This window comes from Micromonospora sp. WMMD980 (assembly GCF_029626035.1).
Taxonomy (GTDB): Bacteria; Actinomycetota; Actinomycetes; order Mycobacteriales; family Micromonosporaceae; genus Micromonospora.
The window spans coordinates 5,443,415-5,465,595 of sequence record NZ_JARUBE010000003.1 but is presented as its reverse complement, the minus strand read 5'-3'; the positions used below and the strand labels follow the sequence as shown (position 1 = coordinate 5,465,595).

Here is a 22,181-nt window from a genome sequence, read left to right as displayed (position 1 = left end):
GTGTTAGGAGGGGGCCCTTCTTATGCAGAATGCGTTAAGAAGGGGCCCCTCCTTACGTGCCGCCAACTCCTCGTTCTCCTCGGCGTACTCGCCGATCAGCCCGGCGGTGGCGGTCTTCACGCCGGCGAGCACGAGGTTGTTCAGGTCGGCGCGCAGCCCGCCCGGGGTGCCGAGGGCGAGCGCACGCAGTCCACCGATGCGGGGCCACATCCTGCCGAGGCTACTCAGATCAGCCGGCCGGCGTGGGCGGGTGCGGCCAGCACCCGCCGGTCACCCGTCGTGGCGTAGGACTCCAGCATCGCGTCGGCGAGCTTCACCACGTGTTCGTCGCCGTGCCGGGCCGCCCGGGCGAACATCTCGTCCGGGTCGGCGGACCCGCCGACCGGCGTCGCGGCGGCCGGCGCGGGTGCGGCGTACACCGAGGTCACGGCCGCCGTCGCGGACCAGGCCGCACCGACGCTCGGCCTCCACAGCGCCGGATCCAGGGCCGGCAGGGTACGCAGCACGGCGGTCGGCGCGGTCACCGCGTGCACCAGCATCACCGGCTCGCCGTGCCCGAACCGCAGGTAGTCCAGCGCGGCCCGGTGCACCATCTCGCCGAGCGTGCCCGCGGCCTCGTCCGGGTCCGCCGGCGGGCGCAGCGCGGTGACCGCGTCGGACCATCCGGGTACGCCGGTCAGCCGGCCCAGCCGCTCCCGGATGCCGCCGGTGCGTTCGGCGATCCGGGGAACCCCGGCCAGCGCCGACGCGACGTCGGAGTGGCCGGTGAGCGGGCCGGCGCCGGGCACCGGTTGCCAGCGCGCCGCCCAGTAGCCGAGCGCCTGAGCCAGTTCGGCGCGGCGGTCCGGCGTCTCCCCGTCGAGACGCAGCACCCGCACCGCGTGCCCGACCCGGATCACGCCGTGCGTGGCGCCGGCCGCGATGCCGGGCAGTAGCCGGGGCCACCACTCGCCGAGGACGTCCCGCCACTGTCGTTCGCGCAGCTCGCGATCGAAGTGATCAAGCCAGTCGCCGGCCCGTTTGGGGTCACCGAGCGCGGCCCGCCAGTCGTCGATCGGTCGCAGCCCTCGGGGCAGCTCGTCGAGCCGGCGCAGGTAGCCGTCGAGCCAGCGGTGCACGCGCGCGCCCTGCCCGTGCCGGACCAGCGCCTCGGCGGCCATCGGCCCGTGGTTGGACAACCAACCCTCGAACTCGGGGCCGGTGCGATGCAGTCGCTGGTATGCCTCGTCCAGGATGTCGTCCATCCGGCGATCGTCCGGGTTCAAGCGTGCTCGAGGTCAAGCGTCGGGGAGTTGGTCGCCGGTGAGCAGGGCGCGCAGCCGTAGTCGCTCGGCCACGGCGGGCGGGCAGGTGGACACCAACGCGACCGCGCCGACCGGCTCGGCGGCGGCGTTCGTCACCAGCCGGTGCAGCGCGTCGAGTTGAGCGCCCGTGTCGACCCAGTCGTCCACCAGCAGCACCCGGTCACCAGGGCCGAGCCGGCGGCCGTCCACGCCGATGCGTAGCCGCTGCCCACGATGGTCCGGCGGCGTCTCCGCCCACCGGGTCGGCCCGATCCGCCGCCGTTCACCCCCCCGCCTTGTGGGCGGGCAGGAAACCCGCGCCGGCGGCCACCGCGACCAGCGGGCCGAGCAGGAGGCCGGTCACCTCGGGGGCGATCACCACGGTGGGCCGCGCGTCGGGGTGCAGGCCGGCCAGCGCGGGCCCGACCTCGGCGAGCACGTGGGGGTCGCGCCACCAGCCGGAGAGGTCGCTGACCAGGTGGCTGCTGGCCGGCCCAGGATCGGTCCAGCGGAACAGCTCGACCAGGCGACGGTTCAGCACGCGGTCCATCCTGCACACCTTCCACCGTTCGGCCCAGCGTGGATGGCTTGATCGGCTACACGTACCAGGGTAAATGCGGGCATACCACCATGATCATGTTGACTTCGGAAGTGCTTCTCTCGTTACGGTCCGGGCCGGTTTGTTGAGTTGACGAAAGGACGGCCCGGTGGCTGCTAGGCACCTTCGTACCCGCGGATTGTTCTCCTCGCCCGCCGGCATCGCCGCGACCGCGGCGGTCGGCGTGGCGCTCGCGGTCGGCGGCACCGTCGGCGCGGTGCAACTCACCTCCGCCGAGCCCCCGGCCGGGCCGGTCGCCGTCGAGGCGCTGCCCAGCACGCTCGCCCCCACCTCGGCCGCGCCGTCGCCGAGCGCTTCCGCCTCGCCGAGTCTCAGCCCGTCGCCGAAGGCCACGCCGAGCGCCCGGCCGACCCGCACCCAGGCGGCGTCGCGCGGCAAGGCCCGCACGGCGGCGCCGAAGCCGACCGCGACGAAGAAGAAGACCGCCGCCCCGACGGTGGTGGACAGCGGCTCCTGCGGCGCGTCCTTCTACGACGAGGGGCAGATGACCGCGAACGGCGAGACGTTCAACCCGGACGCCCTGACCGCCGCGCACAAGACGCTGCCGTTCAACACGAAGGTCCGGGTCACCAACCCGGCGAACGGCAAGTCCGTGGTGGTCCGGATCAACGACCGTGGCCCGTACATCGACGGCCGCTGCCTGGACCTGTCCCGCGCCGCGTTCGCGGCCATCGCCTCGACGGGTCTCGGTGAGGTGGCCGTCCGCTACGAGGTGCTGGGCTGACCGGCCCGTCAGGCAGAACTTCCGCGACGGACGGGCCAGGTTCATTCTCCGTCTCACATCCATCAGGCATGCTGTCCGATGTACGCACTCGACCCTTCCAGCCGGGCCACGGCCCGCTGAGCCCCGGATCCCGCGCCGGCCTCGGCGCGGCCCTCGCGCTGCTCGCGATCGTCTCGGCCGTGGAGGCGGGTGACGGCCGGCCGGCGCACTACCTCGCGCTGATGGCCGCCGCCCCGGTCCTGGCCGCCGCGCTGGCCGACTGGCGGGTGGTGCTCGCGGTCGGGGCGCTGGCGACCTCGGCCGGCGTCGCCTTCGCGATGTGCGAACGGGGCGCCTCGCTGGTGACCGCGGTCAGCGTGGCCGCCATCGCGCTGGTCACCGCGATCGCCGCCGCCACGGCCGCGGTGCGGCAGCGACAGGCGGAACGGATCGCGGAGCTGTCCCGGCTCGCCTCGGTGGCCCAGCAGGCGGTGCTGCGTCCGCTCGGCCCGCAGGTCGGCACGCTGGCGGTGGCCGCGCGCTACATCTCCTCCACCGCGACCGCCGAGATCGGCGGCGACCTGTACGAGGTGATGGACACCCCGTACGGCGTCCGCATGATCATCGGGGACGTGCGCGGGAAGGGCCTGGACGCGGTCCGGCTCGCCAGCATCGTGCTCGGCTCCTACCGGCACGTCGCCTACGAGCGGGCCGACCTGCGCGCGGTGGTGACCGACCTGGACCGGGCGGTGGCCCGCAACGTCGGTGACGAGGACTTCGTCACCGCCGCGCTGGTCGAGGAGCGCGGCGGCACGCTCACCATCGTCAACTGCGGGCACCCGCCGCCGCTGCTGCTGCGCCGGGGCCAGGTGATCCCGCTGGAGCCGCCGGCGCCCGCGCCGCCGCTCGGCTTCATGCCGGTGGTCCGGCCCCGGGTGGAGCGGCTGGAACCGGGTGACCGGCTGCTGCTGTTCACCGACGGGCTGGGCGAGGCCCGGCGCGACGGCGAGTTCTTCCCGACCGCCGACCGGGCCTGGCGGCTGCTCGGTCACGGCACGGTCGGCGACGGGCTCGCCTCGCTGGAGACCGCGCTCGTCGAGTGGGTGCACGGCCGCCTCGACGACGACATCGCCCTGGTCCTGATGGAATACGCCGGCCCGCGCAGCTCCGCCGCGGCCCCGGTGCCGAGCTGGGAGGTCGGTGCCGCCGACGGGTGAACCGGAAGTGTGTAATCGCTGTCACTTCCGAGATCGGCTTGTCGTTACCTACCGGCGAGTAATACAGTCTGGAGTTACTGATCGGTAACACCTGTCCGGAAGCGGGGCCAGCGAGCATGACCCACTACAAGAGCAACCTTCGGGACCTCGAGTTCAACCTGTTCGAGGTATTCGGGGCGGACCGGACGTTCGGCCAGGAGCCGTACACGGATCTGGACGTCGACACCGCCCGCAGCTTCCTCTCCGAGGTCGACCGCCTGTCCCGCGAGGACCTGGCCGCCAGCTACACGGACAGCGACCGCAACCCGCCGGTCTTCGACCCGGCCACGCACACCGCGCCGCTGCCGGAGTCGTTCAAGAAGTCCTACCAGGCGTTCATGGACTCCGAGTTCTGGCGCCTCGACCTGCCCGAGGCGCTCGGCGGCACGAACGCCCCGCGCGCCCTCTGGTGGTCGCTGGCCGAGCTGGTGCTCGGCGCCAACGCCCCGGTCTGGATGTACGCCTCCGGCCCGTCCTTCGCGCACGTGCTGCACGTCGAGGGCAACGACGAGCAGAAGAAGTGGGCCCGGCTCTTCATCGAGAAGCAGTGGGGCTCGACCATGGTGCTGACCGAGCCGGACGCCGGCTCGGACGTGGGCGCCGGCCGCACCCGGGCGGTCCAGCAGCCGGACGGCACCTGGCACATCGAGGGCGTCAAGCGCTTCATCACCTCCGGTGAGCACGACCTGAGCGACAACATCGTGCACTACGTGCTGGCCCGCCCGGTCGGCGTGGAGGGCGTCGGCGGCCCCGGCACCAAGGGCCTGTCCCTCTTCGTGGTGCCGAAGTTCCACTTCGACGCCGAGACCGGCGAGCTGGGCGAGCGCAACGGCGTCTACGCCACCAACGTCGAGCACAAGATGGGCCTGAAGGTCTCCAACACCTGCGAGGTGACCTTCGGCGAGCACGGCGTACCGGCCAAGGGTTGGCTGCTGGGCGACAAGCACGACGGCATCCGCCAGATGTTCATGATCATCGAGTACGCCCGGATGATGGTCGGCACCAAGGCCATCGCCACGCTCTCCACCGGTTACCTGAACGCGCTGGAGTACGCCAAGAACCGCGTGCAGGGCGCCGACCTCATCCAGCAGGCCGACAAGACCGCCCCCCGGGTGACCATCACCCACCACCCGGACGTGCGCCGCTCGCTGCTCATGCAGAAGTCGTACGCCGAGGGCCTGCGCGCGCTGGTCTGCTACACCGCGAGCTGGCAGGACAAGGTCGCGATCGCCGAGGCGGCCGGTGACGAGAAGGCCACCAAGCTGGCCAAGCGGGTCAACGACCTGCTCCTGCCGCTGGTCAAGGGCGTCGGCTCGGAGCGGGCGTACGAGCTGCTCGGCCACGAGTCGCTCCAGACGTACGGTGGCTCCGGCTTCCTCCAGGACTACCCGCTGGAGCAGTACGTCCGGGACGCCAAGATCGACACCCTCTACGAGGGCACCACGGCCATCCAGAGCCTCGACCTGATCTTCCGGAAGATCGTCCGGGACAACGGCAAGGCCCTGATGGCGGTCGCTGGCGAGATCCAGGAGCACATCACCTCCGAGGCCGGCAACGGCCAGCTCAAGGAGGAGCGCCAGGCGCTCGGCAAGGCGCTCTCCGAGATCCAGAACATCCTCGGCGTGATGACCGGCTGGCTGGGCGAGGCCCAGGCCGGCGAGGCCCGCGCGCTCTACAAGGTCGGCCTGAGCAGCCGCCGGTTCCTGCTGGCGATCGGTGACCTGGTGGTCGGCTGGCTGCTGCAGAAGCAGGCGGACGTGGCGCTGAAGGCGCTCGGCGGTGAGGTTTCCACCACCGACAAGGCGTTCTACACCGGCAAGGTGGCGGCGGCCCGGTTCTTCGCCCGCGAGGTGCTGCCCCGCATCGGCGCGGACCGGCGGATCATCGAGGGCGCCGACCTGGAGATCATGGACCTCCCGGAGGAGGCGTTCTGACCCCTTCCGGGGTGATCCTCCCCTGAAGCATCATTCTCCCCCTCACGACGACGGCCGGCGGACGACATCCCGCCGGCCGTCGTCGTTGGTGGCCGGCAGGTGGATAGGCGCGCCGGTGGGCGGGTAACCGTCGCGGACCACGACCGGAGCACGCCCAAGGGCCACCGCACGGGGGAGTGCAGCGCACATGGGCATTGGCAGCGCCATCTTTCTCATCGCGCTCGGCGCGATCATGACCTTCGCCATCCGGGCCAACGTCTGGTGGATCGACCTACGCGCGGTCGGCTGGGTCTTCATCCTGGCCGGGCTGGGCGTCCTGTTGACCACGCTGTGGTTCTGGCAGGACCGCCGCAAGCGGGCCCGCACCCTCATCGTGGAGGAGAACCGGCTCTCGCACCCGACCGCGATGATGCCGCCGCCGCCCGACCCGCCGCCGCCGACGGCCCCGCCGTCCTGACGTCGCCCCGTTAAGAGGGGGCCCCGCCTCTACCGGAGGCGTTAATAGGGGGCCCCTCCTTACATCTCAGGCGCGGGCGGTGTGGCGGGCGGAGAGCGGTGCGCGCGAGAGTTCGGACCACGCCCCGGTGGGGCGGTGCACCACGATGTCGGTGGTGCGCAGGCCGTCCGGATCCGCCCGCTCCGGGGCGAGCAGCGCCGACAGCAGCGAGATGCCCGGGTTGTGAGCGATCAGCAGCACCGTGCCGGCCGCCGGGTCGACGCCACGGACCAGTTCCAGCAGCTCGTCCGGGTGCGCCTGGTAGGCGGTCGGCTCGTATCGCACCGCCGGGGTCGAGCCGGCCGGGCCGCCCTCGGCCGGGGAGCCCGTCATGCCCATCGCCACGCCGTGCCAGGTCTGCCGGGTGCGCCGGGCCGGCGAGCAGAGCACCACGTCGGGCAGCAGCTCGCGGCGGGCCAGCCAGGCGCCGGCCGCGGCGGCGTCGGCGTGCCCCCGCGCGGTCAGCGGCCGTTCCGCGTCCGGGGCGTCCGGGGACTGTTCGGCCTTGGCGTGTCGCAGCAGCACCAACGTGCGCTGCCCGTTCCTGCCGTCCGTCATGCGCCCAAGCTTGCCTGATTGGCGATCAGAGCGCCGGGGTATGTCGATGCGTGCCGCTACCTCATCCATGGCCGCGGCGGGCAGGAAACGCCAGCAGGACGCCAAGGAGGCGACGTCATGGGCATCGGTGCCAGCATCTTCCTCATCGCGGTCGGCGCGATCTTCGCGTTCGCGGTCGACGCCAACCTGGGATGGCTGAACCTCAACGTGGTGGGTTGGGTGCTCATGCTCGCCGGGCTCGCCGGCCTGCTCACCACGCTCTACTTCTGGAACAGCCGCCGCCGCGTGGTCGCCGCGCCGGTGCGCGAGCAGGTCGTCGCGGAGCCGGTGGTGCCGGTGCAGGGCGACCGGGTCGTGCGTGAGGAGTACCGCGAGGTGCGCCGCCCGGGCTCGGGCTACCCGGCCTGACCCATCCCCCCACAGACCCGAGGGCCCCGCAACGGCGCGGGGCCCTCGCGCACGTCCGGGGCCGGATCGAGTCCGGGGCGGTTCAGGCGAACAGCGCGAAGTAGATCGCGATGTGGTGGCAGATCGCCGCCACGAGCGTGCACGCGTGGAAGAACTCGTGGTGGCCGAAGACGGTCGGCCACGGGTTCGGTCGGCGGAGCGCGTAGAACACCGCGCCCACGCTGTAGATCGCGCCGCCCACGCTCAGCAGCACCAGCGCGGTGACGCCGCCGGAGTGCAGGATCTGCGGCAACATCGCCACGGCCACCCAGCCGAGCGCCAGGTAGAGCGGCGCGGAGACCCAGCGCGGCGCGTGCGGCCAGATCATCTTGATCGCCACGCCGGCCAGCGCGCCGCCCCAGACCAGGCCGAGCATGATCGTGGCGGGCCGGGTGTCCAGCAGCAGCGCGCAGAACGGCGTGTAGGTGCCGGCGATGAACACGAAGATCATCGAATGGTCCATCCGGCGCATGATCTGGTATCCGCGCTCGGACCAGACCCGCCGGTGGTAGAGCGCGCTGGTGCCGAAGAGCCCGCACACGGTGAAGCTGTAGACGAGACAGCTCACCAGCGGCGCCCACCCGGGCCGGGTGGCGGCGATCGCGCACAGCACGATGCCGCAGACGAGCGCGACGAAGAACGCGTACGCGTGGAGCCAGCCGCGCATGCGCGGCTTTCCGATGTCCACCGGCCGGAGCCGGAGCGGTGCGGAGGTGGTCACGTCATCAGGTTACGACACCGTAGGTTACTTGCAAGTAGTGTGGACCGTCACGCTTGGCGGCGCGAGGATGGCCGGATGCGGATCCGACCCGCCGGGGCGCACGCCCTGCTGCTCGACTGCGACGACGCCGACCAGGTCGAGGCGTGGCGTGCCGAGCTGTGGCGCCGGCGCGCCGCCGGCGACCTGGTCGCCGTCGACATCGTGCCGGCCGCGCGCACCGTGCTGCTCGACGGCGTGCCCGACCCGACGGCGACCGCCGCGCGGATCGCCGGCTGGCACCCCGCCGGCTCCGCGTCCGCCGCCGACACCGCCGAGGTCCGGGTGCCCACCGTGTACGACGGCGCGGACCTGCCGGCGGTCGCCGACCACTGGGGCGTGGACGTGCCGGCCGTGGTCGACCGGCTGCGGCGCACCGGGTTCCGGGTTGCGTTCTGCGGCTTCGCGCCCGGTTTCGCCTACCTCGCCGGGCTGCCGCCGGAGCTGGCCGTGCCACGGCTCGCCACCCCGCGCACCCGGGTGCCGGCCGGCTCCGTCGCGCTCGCCGGCCCGTACGCGGGCATCTACCCGACCGCGTCGCCCGGCGGCTGGCTGCTGGTCGGGCGGACCGGGATGGCTCTCTTCGACGTGCGGGCCGACCCACCGGCCCGGCTCACCCCCGGCACCCGGGTCCGGCTGGTCGACGCGTCGTGATCGAGGTGCTGCGGGCCGGCGCGCTCACCACGGTGCAGGACCAGGGCCGGCCCGCCTGGGCCCACCTCGGCGTTCCCCGCTCCGGCGCGCTCGACCCGGGTGCCCTGCGCCTGGCCAACCGGCTCGTCGGCAACCCGGAGCACGCCGCCGGCCTGGAGATCACGGTCACCGGTTGCGTGCTGCGAGTCACCCGGGCGGTCACCGTCGCGCTCACCGGAACCCCGGCCGACGTGTACGTCGAGCACCCACCCCGCCCGGGCTCGACAGTCGTCCGGCCGGAGCGGTGTCCCGGCGGTCCGCCGCCGGCCCGCGTCGGTCCGTCGGCGGTGGCCGGCGACGCCGAGCCGCCCGGTGGGCGCGTCCGACGGCCCGGGGACGTGGGCCGGCCGTTGTCGCTGCCGGCCGGGGCGGTGCTGCGGATCGGGCCGGCCCGCGTCGGGGTGCGGACCTGGCTGGCCGTCAGCGGCGGGATCGCGGTGGAGCCGGTGCTCGGCAGCCGCTCCACCGACACCCTTTCCGGCCTGGGGCCCCCACCGCTGCGCGACGGGGATCGGCTCCCCCTGGGTGCCCCGGCCGGCCCGCCGGCGCCGGTGGACCTCACCGTCACCCGGCTGCCCCCGACCGAGGTGTGGCTGGCCGTGCGACCCGGACCCCGGCGGGACTGGTTCACCCCGGCCGCGCTCGACCGGCTGCTCGGCAGCGCGTACACCGTCGGGACGGACAGCAACCGGGTCGGCGCGCGGCTGGCCGGCGCGGCCCTGCCCCGCGCGGTGGCCGGCGAACTGCCGAGCGAGGGCCTGGTGCTCGGCGCGGTGCAGGTGCCGCCGGACGGCCAACCGCTGGTCTTCCTGGCCGACCACCCCACCACCGGCGGCTACCCGGTCATCGGGGTGGTCGACGACGTGACGCCGCTCGCCCAGGCCCGCCCAGGCACTACGGTGAGGTTCCATGGACCTCAACGCTGACCTCGGTGAGGGATTCGGCAGCTGGCGGCTCGGCGACGATGAGGCGCTGCTCGGGCTGATCAGCTCCGCGAACGTGGCCTGCGGCTTCCACGCCGGTGACGCGGCCACCATGCACCGGGTCTGCGCCGGTGCCGCCGAGCGCGGCGTCGCGGTCGGCGCGCAGGTCGGCTACCGGGACCTCGCCGGCTTCGGCCGCCGGCACATCGCCTACGACTTCGCCGAGCTGCGCGACGAGACGATCTACCAGCTCGGGGCGCTCGACGCGTTCTGCCGGCTCTACCGCACCCGGGTGCGCTACCTGAAGCCGCACGGTGCGCTCTACCACGCGGCCGCGCGCGACGAGGCGCAGGCCGCCGCGCTGGTGGCGGCGATCAGCGGCTACGACCACGAGCTGCCGGTGCTCTGCCAACCCGGGACCGTGCTCGCCCAGCTCGCGGCCGGCGCCGGCCTGCGGGTGGTCGCCGAGGGCTTCGCCGACCGCAACTATCTGCCCAACGGCGCGCTGGTGCCCCGAAGCGCCGCGAACGCGCTGGTCACCGACCCGGACCAGGTCGCCGCCCGGGCGGTGCGGATGGCGGTCGAGCGGACCGTGGTCGCGGTCGACGGCAGCGCGGTCTCCTGCCCGGTGGAGTCGATCTGCCTGCACGGGGACACGCCGGGCGCGGTGCGCTGCGCGGAGCTGGTGCGGGCGGCGCTCCTCGACGCGGGGGTCACGCTCACTCCGTTCGCGTGAAAGGAGGGGCCCCCAGTTAACACATTCTGCATAGCAGGGGCCCCCTTTTATCACTCGTTCAAGCCGCGCAGGACCAGGGGGAGACGGGTGACGCCGCCGGTGACCACCCGGACCGGTACGCCCCAGTCCTGCCGGGTCAGGTGGCACGCGGCGTGCTCCACGTCGGCGTCGCAGGTGGCCGCCTGTGCGGTCACCTGGAGCACCCCCTGCGCCACGTCACCGTTGACCAGCAGCCGGCGGGACAGGTCGGTGGTCGTACCGGCCCCCTCCACCAGCAGCTCCGGTGGGGACGCCGAGACCACCAGCCGGGTCGACGGCCCGTACGTCTCGTCCAGCTTCTGCCCCGGCGCCGGTGTGAAGATCACGTCGAGGGTCAGCTCGCCGGCCGTCACGTCGGTCGGCTTCCGCTCCAGCCGGTGCCTCGGCCCGGCCACCGTGTCCGCCCCCGCCGCCGTCAGCGCGCCGGGCGCCAGCCGGGTCAGCCGGTGCGCCGCCGACTCGACCACCAGCACCTCGCCCTCGGCGGTGACCACCAGGTCGCTCGGCTCGGCCAGCCCGTCGGCCACCGTGCCGACCTGGCCGGTCTCCGGGTCGAAGCGGCGCACCGCGCCGTTGTACGTGTCCGCGATCAGCACCGAGCCGTCGGGCAGCGCGCAGACGCCCAGCGGGTGCTGGAGCAACGCCTGGTCGGCCGGCCCGTCGACGTGGCCGAAGTCGAACAGGCCCTGACCGACGGCGGTGTGCATCTCGCCGCCGGCGACCCACCGGATCGCGCTGGTCTCGCTGTCGGCCACCCACAGCCGGGAGCCGTCGGCCGAGACCGACAGCCCGGAGGGCTGGGCCATCCAGACGTCCGGCAGCGGACCGTCCCGCAGCGCCTCGACCGTGGTGCCGGCGTACATGCCGGCGGTCCGTCTGATCGGGTCGAACCACCAGAGCTGGTGGATTCCGGCCATCGCCACCACCACCCGGTCGTCGTACCAGGCCACGTCCCAAGGGGAGGAGAGGTCGACCGAGCGGGCGTCGTGCGCGTGGTCGTCGACCGTCGAGCGCCACTGCCGCCCGGTGCCGGCCACCGTGACCACCTCGCCGGAGGACAGCCGTACGCCGCGCAGCAGGTGGTTGACCGTGTCCGCGACGACCACGTCGTAGCCGGCCACCTCGGCCACGTGCGGCGGCAGCAGGCAGAGCCCCTGCGGCTCGGCGAAGGTGGCGGCGGTCGCCGGGCCGTCCGTCCGGCCCCGCCCACCCGCGCCGATCCGGCGCACCGTCTCCCCGTCCGGGGCCAGCTCGACCAGGGAGTGCCGGGCCGAGTCGGAGACCAGCAGGTTGCCACCGTCGAGCGCGACGGCCTTGCCGGGGAAGCGCAGCGCCGTCTCCGGCTCGGCGGGCGGCACGTACGGGCCCTCGCCGCGGTGCAGGGTGCCCTTCGCCTCGTGGGTGGCGATCAGGTCGTCGACCAGCCGGGCCAGCCCCTCGGCGTGCCCCTCGCCGGCCATGGTGGCGACCACGTACCCCTCGGGGTCGACCACCGAGAGCGTCGGCCAGGCCTTCGCCGCGTACTGCTGCCACATGTCCATCTCGGGGTCGTCGAGCACCGGGTGGTGCACGCCGTAGCGCTCGACGGCCGCGGCGAGCGCGTCCGGGTCCTTCTCGTGCTCGAACTTCGGCGAGTGCACGCCGATCACCACGAGCACGTCGCCGTACTTCTCCTCGAGCGGGCGCAGCTCGTCGAGCACGTGCAGGCAGTTGATGCAGCAGAAGGTCCAAAAATCTAGGACGGTTATACGACCCTTTAGGTCGGCCAGCGTGAGGGCCTTGCCGCCGGTGTTGAGCCAGGCCCGGCCGCGAAGCTCGGGCGCGCGTACGCGTGCTGCCATGGGTCCATCCTGCCTCACCATGGGTGACCAGCCGGCGCGACGGGGCGCGGGAAGAGGCGTACGAGACACGGCGTCGCCGAGCGTGAGGAATGCCGAGCGGGTGCGGTAGCGGCCGTCAAGGAGTCGGTACACCTCCGGCGGACCGACCGGGGCGGTCAGGTCGCCTGCGCCGACGATCGCGGAGTGTTCGCGGTTGCGACGCTCACCGACGGCCTCGACGCGCCGGACGGTTACGGCAGTCGCCGACGCGCGGACGACGACGGCCGGGTAGGCGTCGTCGCCGACGTGGATAGTCGCGGGCGTGCCGGCGACGGCGGGGGCAGGAGTGAGGTTCACGCGATCACGGTAAGGCCTGGGGAAACTCCCGGTGCTTTCACCACGCGCTGCGCGATGCAGCGGATCGTGAAGATTTCGCCCTCGCCGGTGTAGTAGTCGAGCACGGGTACGACGGCGGGGCGTGGACAAGCTCTGCGGGTTGTGCTCCCCAGGGCATTGAGGCTCCTTGGTTGGGCGGGGCGGGGAGTCAGTGGGTGTCGGAAGGCACGGCTCGGGCGGCGTCGAGGACGCCGCGGGCCGTTCGCGGCGAGCGGCCGATCGCTTGGGCCACATCCGCGAGCGAGAGAGCCGGATCTTCGGCCAACATGGCGAGGACCTTCGCGACCCGCTCGGCCTTCTCGTCGACCCTCACGGGCGCGGGCCGGGACGACGTCCCGTCGGCCCAGACGATCAGGAGGCGCTCGTCCGGCCGGAACCGGGTACCTCGCCCAGCCGCGCGGGTGGCGCGTACCTCCGCGATCGCCAGCCCGAGGAGGCCGCGACGCTCGGCCTCAGGGAGGTCGAACCACGCGGGAACAGACTGCGCAAGGTCCAGCAGGGGCGAGATATCGGCCTCGGGGATCGGGATACGGGCGAGGGCGTCCTCGGCGGCCTTGACCTTCGCGCGAAGCTCGGGCATGACCTCGGCGGCGTCCTCCTCGGTGAACGTCCCAGCGGCGATGAGGCGGCGCATTCGCGCGAGGTCCGCTCGGGCGGCGTCTAGGGCATCCTGTGCGGAGTCGCGGGCCGCTAGGTCCTCGGGGGCGACGCGGGCGACCCAGGCGTCGGCGACGGCCTCTAGCAAGGGGTCGCCGGACTCAAGTTCGGCGAGGCGGCGGAGGAAGGCGAGGGATACGGCCTCGTCCGTCTCGGCGAGCGGGGCCGTAAAGCCGCCGCACCTCTTTCCGTTGCCGTAGTTGCCGCAGCGGTAGACCTTGCGGCCCGTGGCCCCGCTCTGGGCCGTCCGGCCGCCGCACTCAGCGCAGCGCAGGGCGTCGGCGAGGAGCGTCGACGAGCGGCGGTCGCCGCGACCGACGAACCGGCCGCCACGATCGGCCGTGGTCGCCGCGCGGCCGTTGACCGCGACGAGGATACGTGCACGCTCGCCGGGGCTGACTACGCCCTCGCCGACGCTCACGGTCTGGCCGTGCTCGTTCCGGTAGGGCTCGGCGACGTACGCCCAGCGACCCTCGGGCGTGCGCTCGCGGATGGACTGGAGGCCGGCGAAGCCGGGCGAGCGGATGAGGGCGGCGAGGCTGCCGACGCCCCAGGACTTGCCGCGCGGGGAGGGTATGCCGTCGTCGTTGAAGCCCTTGACCGTCGCCCAGATCGTTGAGCCGGTGAGCAGTTCGTCGGCGATCCGGCGCGCGACCGGGTACGTGTCGGGGTCGTGGGCGAGCTGGCCGTCCACGATGCGGAGCCCGTACGGGGCTTGGCCTCCGAGCCAGCGGCCCTCGGCGCGCCGGAACTTCTTGGTACGGCTGACGCGGCGAGAGAGGTTCTCGACCTTCTCGCGGGCAATCTCAGCGCGGAGGATGAGTTCCAGCCGCCGCTTGGGGTCGCCTGTGTCGGTCCCGTCGGCTCCGACGATCCGGCGCGAGCCGTCAGCGTGCTCGTCGAGGATCTTCCCGATCTCGACGGCGCCTCGGCGGTCGGCGCGGTCTGGCGACCACGCGAGGATGGTACGGAAGCCGTCGCCGACCCGGAGGTCATCTAGGGCCTTCTGCCATTGGGGCCGGGCCTTCTGGGAGAACCGAGAGGCGCCCGTGCCCTCGCGCTCGACGTACTCGGCGACGACGAAGAGGCCGAGGCGGGCGGCTAGGCCGCGTAGTTCGGATTCCTGCTCGGCGAGGGACCGGCCGTTGCGGGCATCGCCGTCGGCGGAGACCGCCGGGTGAAGAGCCGCACACCGCAGCGCGAAGCGCCCGCCCCCGGGTCGGGGGCGGGCGCTTCGCGGAGGTGTTACTGGCCGGCCGGCTTCAGGCAGAGGACCCGGTTGGTGCCGCCGTCCTGAAGGACGACGGTGGGCTGGGACAGGTCGGCGCACTTGTCCTTGTTGTCCACCTTCGACACGATGCTGAATGCGCCCTGCTCGTTGCAGTTCGTGGCCACGGCCGTGGTGCCGGACTGCTTGATGCACGAGCCGACCGCCGGGTCGAATCCCGCCGGCTTGTCGTCGCCGTTGATCTTGCCCAGCAGCGTCAGCAGGCCCAGCGGCACGGCGAGGATGAGCACGGCCGCTACCAGCACGGCGGCGAGTACCCGCCCGTTGCGCACCTTCGGGGTGGGCGCCTCGGTCTGCGGCTCGGCGTCCGGCTTGAACGCGTCGAAGCGGCCCTGGTCGGAATCGTCGGACGGCCCGTCGGTCGACCAGGCCGGCGGCGCCTGCTGCGGCGGCGGCGGGAACGCGGGCGGGAAGCCGCCCGGCTCACCCGCCGGACCCTGACCGGGTACGGCGACCGAGGCGCGGCCACCGGCCGGCGGACCGTACGGGTCCGGCTGGCCGCCGCGGCCGCCGAACGGGTCGGGTCGGCCGGCGGGCCCGTGGAACGCGTCCTGGTGACCGCCGGGGCCCCCGAACGGGTTCTGCGGCCCACCCGGCGCGCCGAACGGGTCGCGTGGCCTACCGGACTGCTCGGCGTCGTGCGGGTGCACGCCGTTGGCCGGCCGGTTGTTGCCGGGCGGGTCGACGAAGGAGGGCACGCCGACCGGGAACGGCGCCGGGCCGGCCGGCGACGACGGTTCGGCGTACCCGCGCGGCTCGTCGTCGTCCGGCCGCGACTGCGGTCCGCCGAAGGCGGGCGGACCGTCCGGGCCGGGGTAGCGGTGCGCGTCGTCCGACCGCGGCGGCGGGCCGCCGAACGGCGGCGGACCGCCCGGCCCGGGGTAGCCGTCGTCCGAACGGGACGGCGAGCCGGGATAACCGTGTACGTCGTCCGGTCGCGACGGTGACGCCGGGTAGCCGTGGCCGTCGTCGGAGCGGGACGGGGATCCGGGGTGTCCGGGCCCCTCGTCGGGCCGGGACTGCGGTCCGCCGAAGGCGGCCGGGTCAGCGTGGCCCGGATAGCCGTGCGCGTCGTCCGGGCCGTCGCTCTCCTCGGGCTCCGGACGGGCCGGCCGGCCGTAGACCCGGGGCTGTGGCGTCGAGGACCCGGTGGGATGCACCGGCTGGTCGGTCGGCGGGGCGACGCGGCTGGCCACCGGGACCGAGGCGCTGGCCGTGACCGCGCCCGCCTCGGGCGACGTACGCGGGCCGGGAACGACAGGTCCGGCCGGCGACTGCGGCTCCTCGTGGCCGGACCGGGAGGTGCCCCAGCCGGCGTCGGCGTGTTCCGGCTCGCCCGCGCCGAACGGCGCGGCGGCCGGGTGGTCGGCGGGCGGCGAGGCGGCCAGGGCGGCCCCCGGCACGCGCTGTCCCTGGGCGGGCAGCGGCACCGCGTTGCCGGGGGCGATGCCCGGCGCGGGCGCGGGCTGGTAGGCCGGACCGTCGTCGGCCGGCTGCCAGCCACGCGACGGTGCCGACTCGGCCTCGTCGGCCCGGCCCCACGCCTCGGCGGGGGACCAGGGCTCGGCGTCCGGCACCGCGGGCCGCTCGGGTGCCTGTTCGTCGGGGTTGGTGCCGCCCCAGCCGGACGGCGCGTCCGGAGTCGGCACGGACGCGCTGGCCCGGGCCGGCACCCCGGTGCCGCCCCAACCGGGCTGCGCCGGCTCGTCCGCCTGCCGCTCGGGCTCCCGCTGCGGCGGCACGGCCACGGCGGGATTCCAGCCGCCGGCCTGCTCGTCGCCCTGTCGCTGCGGCGCCTCGGCACCGTGCCAACCGGTGGCTCGGGACTGCTCCGGCTCGCCCCACGTGTTCGTCTGCGGTGTCTCGGCGGCGCGCCCGCCGGCCGCCCAGCCGCCGGAGCGGTCGGGGTCGTCGTCCCGGGTGGACCCGTCCCAGTCACCGGCCCGGTTCTCGGCCTGCGGGGCGGGCCAGCCGCCGGAGCGGGCCGGGTCGTCGTGCTGCGGCCCACCGGTCGGGTTCCATCCGCCGGAGCGCCGCGGGTCGTCCTCGACGCGACCGTCCTGGTCGGACTGCTCCGGAGTGGACCACGCCTGCTCCGGGCGGACGCTGCCGGGCACGGAGGCCTTGGCGGCGGCCCGGGCGGTCGGCTCGGCGGGCGGCCAGGTGGCACCGCTCTGCTGGCCGGTGGGGGCCCAGGTCGGCTGCGTGTCGCGCGGCGTCCAGCCGCCGGAGCGGTGGGGATCGTCGGCCGGTTCGTCGCGGGGCGTCCAGCCGCCGGAGCGGTTGGGGTCGTCCGCCTGCGCGCCGGCCCCGACGGCCCAACCGCCGGAGTGGCTCACGTCGTCACGCTGCGGTGCGGCGGGAGCGGACCCACCGGCGTCCGCGGCGACCGGGGTGACCCAGGTCTCGTTCGGCACAGTGGCCGGCGCGGGCACGTAACCGGTGCCGCGTGCGCCCGCGTCGCCGGGCTGCGCCCAGGCGGGTTGCTCGTCGGCCTGGCCGCCGCCCCAGGCGGGGCGGTTCTGTTCGGCGGCCCAGGCGGGCGGTGCCGGATCGGCGGGGTTGTTCGGCGGTGCGGCGGCCCAGGACGGCGGCGTCGGACCGGCCCGCTCGGGGCCGGTCTGCTCGGCGGCGCCCCAGGCGGGTGCGCCCTGGCCGGGGGTGGCCCAGGCGGGCGCGCCCGGCTCGGGAGCACCCCAGGCGGGCTGCTGGCCGCGACCACCGGGGTCGGCGGGCGGGGGCACTTGGGCGCTGGCCCGGCCGGTGACCTGCTGACCCGTGGGCGGGGCCCAGGCGGGTGGCTGGTCCTCGCCGGCGGCCCAGGCCGGGGCGGCCGGGGCGGGCCGACCGGCCGGCGGGGGCGGAGCCCAGCCGAGGTCGGGTGTGCCGGGGTACCCGTTGTCCTGCTGCGCCGGCTGATCGCCGTACGGCACCGGTCCGCCGGTGCCCGGCGACACCTCGCCCGGCTCCTGGCCGGGGCGGTGCGGAGCCTCGGACGTCATGGGTGCGCCTCCTCCATCACAGGTCGGCCGCCGATGCCGGTCGGGGACCGTCGGCATGGCTGCCGGCGTCGCCGGCGGGTACCGGCCGTGCGGGCTCCCCGCACCGTATCCGGTGGTCGCCCGGGGGCGCTCGGGGGAGCCTCAGCCGTCACCGAAAGTCACCGGGCGACGTCGATGGGTTTCGCTTTCCCGTGTCGGTCCGGAGGCAGTCGATTGGCGACCGTGCCAACCGTACCGGGCGGTGCGGCGAGGTGGAATCCCGGTGCCGAACGACGTGGAACGCCGAAGACCCGCCCGGCGTGCCGGGCGGGTCTTCGGACTGGAGGAGGTGAGAAAGGTCGGTGGCGTCAGCTCATGTGACGCTGGGCGATGGCGAGAAGCTCCTCGCGGACCGCGGGCGAGTTGGCGGAACGCAGGGCGTGCTCGATGGCACGGGCCCGGCGGTTGGCGTCGCGGCGGGTGCGGATTCGCTCGATCATGCTCATCTTGGGTCTCTCCTCCTGGCTATTCGGTTGTCAGCCCTTGATGTCTCTAGTTAAGCGCACCTGGCTACGAATTTCCATCGATTTGAAGGTGAGCTGAGCCACCTGCCTAAGGATCGTAGGCCCACCGCCCCATCTAGCCGACGATTCCGCCCCTCAACGGCAACGGCCGGTGTGCCGGGCGTTCACCCGAGGCACACCGGCCGTTGCCGGAACCGTGACCGGTCAGGTCCAGGCGAGCAGCGCCGCCTCCGGGTCGGCCAGGAAGTCCCCGATGTCGCGGAGGAACTTCGAGCCCAGCTCACCGTCGACGATCCGGTGGTCGAAGGAGAGGCCGAGCGTGGTGACCAGGCGCGGCTTCACCTTGCCCTTGTGCACCCACGGCTGCCCGCGCACCGCGCCGAAGGCCAGGATCGCCGACTCACCCGGGGGCAGGATCGGCGTACCGGTGTGCACGCCGAAGACGCCGACGTTGGTGATGGTCAGCGTGCCGCCGGACATGTCCGCCGGGGAGGTCTTCCCCGACTTCGCGGTCTGCACGAGCGCCGTCATCGCGTCCGCCAGCTCGCGCAGCGAGAGCCGGCCGGCGTCCTTGATGTTCGGCACGATCAGGCCGCGCTCGGTGGCCGCCGCGATGCCCAGGTTGACGTACTCCTTCACCACGATCTCGTCGCCGGCCCAGGTCGAGTTGACCATCGGGTGCCGCTTGACCGCCAGCAGCACCGCCTTGGCGACCAGCAGCAGCGGCGACACCCGGACGTCCCGCCACTCACGCCGGTCGCGCAGCCGGTCCAGCGCCTTCATCGCCCGGGTCACGTCGACGGTCAGGAACTCCGTCACGTGCGGGGCGGTGAACGCCGAGCGGGCCATGTTCTCGGCGGTCAGCTTGCGTACCCCCTTGACCGGGATGCGCTGCTCGCGGTCCGCGCCGAAGCTCGCGACCGACGCGGCCGGGGCCGCGACCGTCGGCGGCTCGGCCGCCGCCGGGGTCCCGCTCGCCGCCCGCTGTACGTCCTCGCGGGTGATCGAGCCCAGCGGACCGGAACCGGTCAGCGCGGCCAGGTCGACCCCGAGGTCCTTGGCGAGCTTGCGGACCGGCGGCTTGGCCAGCACCGGGCCGGAGACCCGGCCGTTGCCGTTCACCGCCGGAGCGGGCGCAGCCGGAGCCGGAGCCGGCGCGGGCGGCGCCGCCGTCGCCTGCGCCGGCACGTCACCCTTGCGCGGCCGACGCTTGGCCGGGGCGTTGCGCGGCCCGTAGCCGACCAGCACCGCGGTACGCCCACCCGGGGCGGCGCCACCGATCAGGCCCGGCTCGACCATGCCCTCGGCCGGCGCGACCTCCACCGCGGCCAGCGAGGCGGCCGACGGGGTCGGCAGTGCCTGCTCCGGCGCGCCGGTCGTGGACTGCTCCAGCGGCCCGGCGTTCGGGTCGGTGTCGATCGCGATGATCGGCACGCCGACCTCGACCGTGGCGCCCTCCGGATGGAAGATCGCCTGCACCCGGCCGGCCCACTTCGCCGGGATCTCCACCGCCGCCTTCGCGGTCTCCACCTCGACGATCGGCTGGTTCAGCTCGATGTCGTCGCCCACCTTGACCAGCCAGGCGAGGATCTCGCCCTCGGTCAGGCCCTCGCCCAGATCGGGCAGGTTGAACTCCTTGACCCGTGACATGCCGCTCACCACCCGAAGGTGCGGTCGACGGCGTCGAGCACCCGGTCGAGATCGGGCAGGTACTCCTCCTCCACCCGGGCGGCCGGGTAGGGGATGTCGAAGCCGGTCACCCGCAGCACCGGGGACTCCAGGGAGTAGAAGCACTCCTCGGTCACCCGGGCCGCGATCTCCGAGCCGAGGCCCAGGTTGCCCGGCGCCTCGTGCACGACCACGCAGCGGCCGGTGCGCCGCACCGACTCGTAGGCGGCGGTCAGGTCCAGCGGCGAGAGCGTCCGCAGGTCGACGACCTCCAGCTCCCGGCCGTCCTCGGCGGCGGCGGTGGCCGCGTCCAGGGCGGTGCGGACCATCGGGCCGTAGGCCAGCACGGTGGCGTCCGTGCCGGGCCGCGCGACCCGCGCGCTGTGCAGGGGGTACGCGTCCGCGAGCGGGGCGTCCAGGTCCACCGGACCCTTCTCCCAGTAGCGCCGCTTCGGCTCCATGAAGACGATCGGGTCGTCCGAGGCGATCGCCTGCTGGATCATCACGTACGCGTCCTGCGGGTTCGCGCAGGTCACCACCTTCAGGCCGGCGGTGTGCGCGAAGTATGCCTCGGGCGACTCCGAGTGGTGCTCGACCGCGCCGATGCCACCGCCGTAGGGGATCCGGATGACCATCGGGATCCGCACCTTGCCCTGCGAGCGGTAGTGCATCTTCGCCACCTGCGACACGATCTGGTCGTACGCCGGGTAGACGAAGCCGTCGAACTGGATCTCGCAGACCGGCCGGAAGCCGCGGATGGCCAGGCCGACCGCGGTGCCGATGATGCCGGACTCGGCCAGCGGGGTGTCGATCACCCGCTGGTCGCCGAAGTCCTTCTGCAGGCCGTCGGTGATGCGGAACACGCCGCCGAGCTTGCCGACGTCCTCGCCCATGACGACGACCTTCGGGTCGTTCTCCAGGGCCCGCCGCAGGCCGGTGTTGAGCGCCTTGCCGAGGGTGAGCGTCTCCGTGGCCATCAGTGCGCGCTCCCCTCGAACGACTCCATGTACTGCGAGAACCGGGCCCGCTGCTCGTCCAGCTCGGCGGAGCCGTGCGGGTAGACGTGGTCGAACATGCTGACCGGCTGCGGGTCGGGCATGTTGAGCACCCGCTCGCGCAGGTGCACCGACTCGGCGCGGGCCTGCTCGTCGACCTCGGCGAAGAACGACTCGTCGACGATCTGCTGCTTGAGCAGGAACGTCTTCATCCGGGCGATCGGGTCCTTGGCCTGCCAGGCCTCGACCTCGCTGGCGATCCGGTAACGCGTCGGGTCGTCGGAGGTGGTGTGCGCGCCCATCCGGTAGGTGTACGCCTCGATCAGCGACGGGCCCTCGCCGTTGCGCGCGGTGTCCAGCGCGTGCCGGGTCACCGCGTACGAGGCGAGCACGTCGTTGCCGTCCACCCGGACGCCGGGGAAGCCGAAGCCGCCGGCCCGGCGGTAGAGCGGGACCCGGGTCTGCCGCTCCAGCGGCTCCGAGATGGCGTACTGGTTGTTCTGGCAGAAGAAGACCAGCGGGGCGTTGAACACGCTGGCCCAGACGAACGACTCGTTGACGTCGCCCTGGCTGGTGGCGCCGTCACCGAAGTAGGCGATCACCGCCTCGCCGTCCTCGCCGCCGGTCTTGCCGTCCATCGCGACGCCCATGGCGTACCCGGTGGCGTGCAGGGTCTGCGCCCCGATCACGATCGTGTACATGTTGAACTTGAACTCGTTCGGGTCCCATCCGCCCTGGTCGACGCCGCGGAACAGGCCGAGCGGCATGATCGGGTCGATGCCGCGGCAGTAGAGGACCCCGTGCTCCCGGTAGGTCGGGAAGGCCATGTCCTGCGCGCGCAGCGCCCGGCCGGAGCCCACCTGCGCGGCCTCCTGGCCCAGCAGGCTGGCCCACAGGCCCAGCTCGCCCTGGCGTTGCAGGGCGGTCGCCTCGGCGTCGAGCTTGCGGACCAGGACGAGGTCCCGGTAGAGCCCGCGGTACTCCTCGTCGGTGAAGTCGACGCGGTACTCGGTCCCGTCCGGACCGAGCGCGGTCTCGATCCGCTCGCCCTCGGGGGTGAGCAGCTGTACGAGTTCCGGTTCGCCGGTCGCGGCGGCGCGCCTGGTACGGGGTGCGGCCCGCTTGCTGCGGGTGGCGGCCCCGGGGTCGCCCTTTGCCATCCGTCTCTCCCTGTCTGTCTGCGCCGCGCCGGGGGTGACCCGAGCCGCGCACGTCGTGCGCCCGCCCGGCAGGTGCCGGGTCGGTCCCTGGCGGCCGCGCCATAGCCCCGGTGAGGGTTGCCGCGCGGCGTGAGCCGGGGTCCGTCGGGGGACCCAGGCCCGGGAGCGCCGGCGCCGTTCCGCACCAGCCGCGGGGTGCGCGGAGGTAGCGGCTGCGTTGCCGTCGTGCCTGAATGATTGCAGAGGAG

The 22,181-nt window shown here is 73.8% G+C and carries 20 protein-coding genes and 1 pseudogene; 9 read left to right on the top strand and 12 right to left on the bottom strand.

All coding sequences use genetic code 11. The features are described 5' to 3' along the window. Positions 1 to 3: 3 nt before the first annotated feature. The 3 genes and pseudogenes from O7618_RS25735 to O7618_RS25725 all read right to left on the bottom strand — a co-directional run bounded on the left by O7618_RS25735 (position 4) and on the right by O7618_RS25725 (position 1,833). Positions 4 to 210 carry a hypothetical protein gene (locus O7618_RS25735; protein WP_278108706.1) on the bottom strand — a complete coding sequence of 69 codons (207 nt, stop codon included), beginning with the start codon at positions 208 to 210 and terminating at the stop codon, positions 4 to 6. A gap of 14 nt (positions 211 to 224) precedes the next feature. After that, complete coding sequence (locus O7618_RS25730) at positions 225 to 1,244, bottom strand: questin oxidase family protein (RefSeq protein ID WP_278108705.1); 1,020 nt, start codon at positions 1,242 to 1,244, stop codon at positions 225 to 227. Positions 1,245 to 1,277: 33 nt separating this feature from the next. Then, positions 1,278 to 1,833, bottom strand: a pseudogene (locus O7618_RS25725) (phosphoribosyltransferase). 157 nt (positions 1,834 to 1,990) lie between these two features. Between O7618_RS25725 and O7618_RS25720 the strand changes: the two are divergent. From O7618_RS25720 to O7618_RS25705, 4 genes are all read left to right on the top strand, one after another. Continuing rightward, a complete protein-coding gene (locus O7618_RS25720) occupies positions 1,991 to 2,626 on the top strand; it encodes a septal ring lytic transglycosylase RlpA family protein (RefSeq protein ID WP_278108703.1) in 636 nt (211 codons plus the stop codon). A gap of 68 nt (positions 2,627 to 2,694) precedes the next feature. Next, positions 2,695 to 3,822, top strand: coding sequence for a PP2C family protein-serine/threonine phosphatase (locus tag O7618_RS25715; protein ID WP_278108702.1), 1,128 nt, complete (start codon positions 2,695 to 2,697; stop codon positions 3,820 to 3,822). Positions 3,823 to 3,938: 116 nt separating this feature from the next. Further along, entirely contained in the window at positions 3,939 to 5,795 is a 1,857-nt protein-coding gene (locus tag O7618_RS25710; protein ID WP_278108701.1) for an acyl-CoA dehydrogenase, read from the top strand. A gap of 187 nt (positions 5,796 to 5,982) precedes the next feature. Beyond that, positions 5,983 to 6,252, top strand: coding sequence for a DUF6458 family protein (locus O7618_RS25705; protein ID WP_013283345.1), 270 nt, complete (start codon positions 5,983 to 5,985; stop codon positions 6,250 to 6,252). 66 nt (positions 6,253 to 6,318) lie between these two features. Here the strand turns inward: O7618_RS25705 and O7618_RS25700 are convergent, their stop codons facing one another. Next, entirely contained in the window at positions 6,319 to 6,849 is a 531-nt protein-coding gene (locus tag O7618_RS25700; RefSeq protein WP_278108700.1) for a histidine phosphatase family protein, read from the bottom strand. A 117-nt stretch (positions 6,850 to 6,966) separates the two neighbouring features. Between O7618_RS25700 and O7618_RS25695 the strand changes: the two genes are divergently transcribed. Beyond that, positions 6,967 to 7,257 carry a DUF6458 family protein gene (locus tag O7618_RS25695; RefSeq protein WP_091062077.1) on the top strand — a complete coding sequence of 97 codons (291 nt, stop codon included), beginning with the start codon at positions 6,967 to 6,969 and terminating at the stop codon, positions 7,255 to 7,257. Between the two features lie 82 nt (positions 7,258 to 7,339). Here O7618_RS25695 and O7618_RS25690 read toward each other — a convergent pair whose 3' ends face one another. Then, positions 7,340 to 8,017, bottom strand: a complete 678-nt coding sequence (locus O7618_RS25690) for a hemolysin III family protein (protein WP_278108699.1) — start codon at positions 8,015 to 8,017, stop codon at positions 7,340 to 7,342. A 75-nt stretch (positions 8,018 to 8,092) separates the two neighbouring features. On the opposite strand from O7618_RS25690, the gene O7618_RS25685 reads away from it, so the two are divergent. The 3 genes from O7618_RS25685 to O7618_RS25675 are packed head-to-tail and all read left to right on the top strand — an operon-like array spanning position 8,093 to position 10,405. After that, a complete protein-coding gene (locus tag O7618_RS25685; protein ID WP_278108698.1) occupies positions 8,093 to 8,707 on the top strand; it encodes an allophanate hydrolase subunit 1 in 615 nt (204 codons plus the stop codon). After that, positions 8,704 to 9,672, top strand: coding sequence for a biotin-dependent carboxyltransferase family protein (locus O7618_RS25680; RefSeq protein WP_278108697.1), 969 nt, complete (start codon positions 8,704 to 8,706; stop codon positions 9,670 to 9,672). Before O7618_RS25685 ends, O7618_RS25680 begins: the two co-directional genes overlap by 4 nt. Then, positions 9,656 to 10,405, top strand: a complete 750-nt coding sequence (locus O7618_RS25675; protein WP_278108696.1) for a 5-oxoprolinase subunit PxpA — start codon at positions 9,656 to 9,658, stop codon at positions 10,403 to 10,405. Before O7618_RS25680 ends, O7618_RS25675 begins: the two co-directional genes overlap by 17 nt. Before the next feature lie 50 nt (positions 10,406 to 10,455). On the opposite strand, the gene O7618_RS25670 is transcribed toward O7618_RS25675, so the two are convergent. Together O7618_RS25670 and O7618_RS25665 are read right to left on the bottom strand one after the other, a co-directional pair. Further along, positions 10,456 to 12,285 carry an NHL domain-containing thioredoxin family protein gene (locus tag O7618_RS25670; protein WP_278108695.1) on the bottom strand — a complete coding sequence of 610 codons (1,830 nt, stop codon included), beginning with the start codon at positions 12,283 to 12,285 and terminating at the stop codon, positions 10,456 to 10,458. A gap of 523 nt (positions 12,286 to 12,808) precedes the next feature. Next, positions 12,809 to 14,011 (bottom strand): recombinase family protein, encoded by a 1,203-nt coding sequence (locus tag O7618_RS25665; protein WP_278108694.1) that lies wholly within the window; start codon positions 14,009 to 14,011, stop codon positions 12,809 to 12,811. On the opposite strand from O7618_RS25665, the gene O7618_RS25660 reads away from it, so the two are divergent. Further along, positions 13,991 to 14,317: a hypothetical protein gene (locus tag O7618_RS25660; protein ID WP_278108693.1), complete on the top strand. Its 327-nt coding sequence runs from the start codon at positions 13,991 to 13,993 to the stop codon at positions 14,315 to 14,317. The two genes, O7618_RS25665 and O7618_RS25660, sit on opposite strands and share 21 nt — an antisense overlap. A 245-nt stretch (positions 14,318 to 14,562) precedes the next feature. Here O7618_RS25660 and O7618_RS25655 read toward each other — a convergent pair whose 3' ends face one another. The 5 genes from O7618_RS25655 to pdhA all read right to left on the bottom strand — a co-directional run bounded on the left by O7618_RS25655 (position 14,563) and on the right by pdhA (position 21,933). Next, positions 14,563 to 17,607, bottom strand: a complete 3,045-nt coding sequence (locus tag O7618_RS25655) for a hypothetical protein (protein ID WP_278108692.1) — start codon at positions 17,605 to 17,607, stop codon at positions 14,563 to 14,565. A gap of 347 nt (positions 17,608 to 17,954) precedes the next feature. Further along, complete coding sequence (locus O7618_RS25650) at positions 17,955 to 18,092, bottom strand: hypothetical protein (protein WP_013283356.1); 138 nt, start codon at positions 18,090 to 18,092, stop codon at positions 17,955 to 17,957. 222 nt (positions 18,093 to 18,314) lie between these two features. Continuing rightward, positions 18,315 to 19,760, bottom strand: coding sequence for a dihydrolipoamide acetyltransferase family protein (locus O7618_RS25645; RefSeq protein ID WP_278110149.1), 1,446 nt, complete (start codon positions 19,758 to 19,760; stop codon positions 18,315 to 18,317). A 5-nt stretch (positions 19,761 to 19,765) separates the two neighbouring features. Beyond that, the gene (locus O7618_RS25640; RefSeq protein WP_278108691.1) at positions 19,766 to 20,755 is read right to left on the bottom strand and encodes an alpha-ketoacid dehydrogenase subunit beta; all 990 of its coding nucleotides are present in this window, start codon (positions 20,753 to 20,755) and stop codon (positions 19,766 to 19,768) included. Further along, on the bottom strand, positions 20,755 to 21,933 hold the full coding sequence (pdhA, locus tag O7618_RS25635; RefSeq protein ID WP_278108690.1) for a pyruvate dehydrogenase (acetyl-transferring) E1 component subunit alpha: 1,179 nt from the start codon (positions 21,931 to 21,933) through the stop codon (positions 20,755 to 20,757). Before pdhA ends, O7618_RS25640 begins: the two co-directional genes overlap by 1 nt. Between the last annotated feature and the right edge of the window lie 248 nt (positions 21,934 to 22,181).

Coding starts and splice junctions, on each gene's coding strand:
- O7618_RS25735 (WP_278108706.1), bottom strand. CDS start 210: ATGTGGCCCCGCATCGGTGGACTGCGTGCGCTCGCCCTCGGCACCCCG.
- O7618_RS25730 (WP_278108705.1), bottom strand. CDS start 1,244: ATGGACGACATCCTGGACGAGGCATACCAGCGACTGCATCGCACCGGC.
- O7618_RS25715 (WP_278108702.1), top strand. CDS start 2,695: ATGCTGTCCGATGTACGCACTCGACCCTTCCAGCCGGGCCACGGCCCG.
- O7618_RS25710 (WP_278108701.1), top strand. CDS start 3,939: ATGACCCACTACAAGAGCAACCTTCGGGACCTCGAGTTCAACCTGTTC.
- O7618_RS25705 (WP_013283345.1), top strand. CDS start 5,983: ATGGGCATTGGCAGCGCCATCTTTCTCATCGCGCTCGGCGCGATCATG.
- O7618_RS25700 (WP_278108700.1), bottom strand. CDS start 6,849: ATGACGGACGGCAGGAACGGGCAGCGCACGTTGGTGCTGCTGCGACAC.
- O7618_RS25695 (WP_091062077.1), top strand. CDS start 6,967: ATGGGCATCGGTGCCAGCATCTTCCTCATCGCGGTCGGCGCGATCTTC.
- O7618_RS25685 (WP_278108698.1), top strand. CDS start 8,093: ATGCGGATCCGACCCGCCGGGGCGCACGCCCTGCTGCTCGACTGCGAC.
- O7618_RS25675 (WP_278108696.1), top strand. CDS start 9,656: ATGGACCTCAACGCTGACCTCGGTGAGGGATTCGGCAGCTGGCGGCTC.
- O7618_RS25670 (WP_278108695.1), bottom strand. CDS start 12,285: ATGGCAGCACGCGTACGCGCGCCCGAGCTTCGCGGCCGGGCCTGGCTC.
- O7618_RS25655 (WP_278108692.1), bottom strand. CDS start 17,607: ATGACGTCCGAGGCTCCGCACCGCCCCGGCCAGGAGCCGGGCGAGGTG.
- O7618_RS25650 (WP_013283356.1), bottom strand. CDS start 18,092: ATGAGCATGATCGAGCGAATCCGCACCCGCCGCGACGCCAACCGCCGG.
- O7618_RS25645 (WP_278110149.1), bottom strand. CDS start 19,760: ATGTCACGGGTCAAGGAGTTCAACCTGCCCGATCTGGGCGAGGGCCTG.
- O7618_RS25640 (WP_278108691.1), bottom strand. CDS start 20,755: ATGGCCACGGAGACGCTCACCCTCGGCAAGGCGCTCAACACCGGCCTG.
- pdhA (WP_278108690.1), bottom strand. CDS start 21,933: ATGGCAAAGGGCGACCCCGGGGCCGCCACCCGCAGCAAGCGGGCCGCA.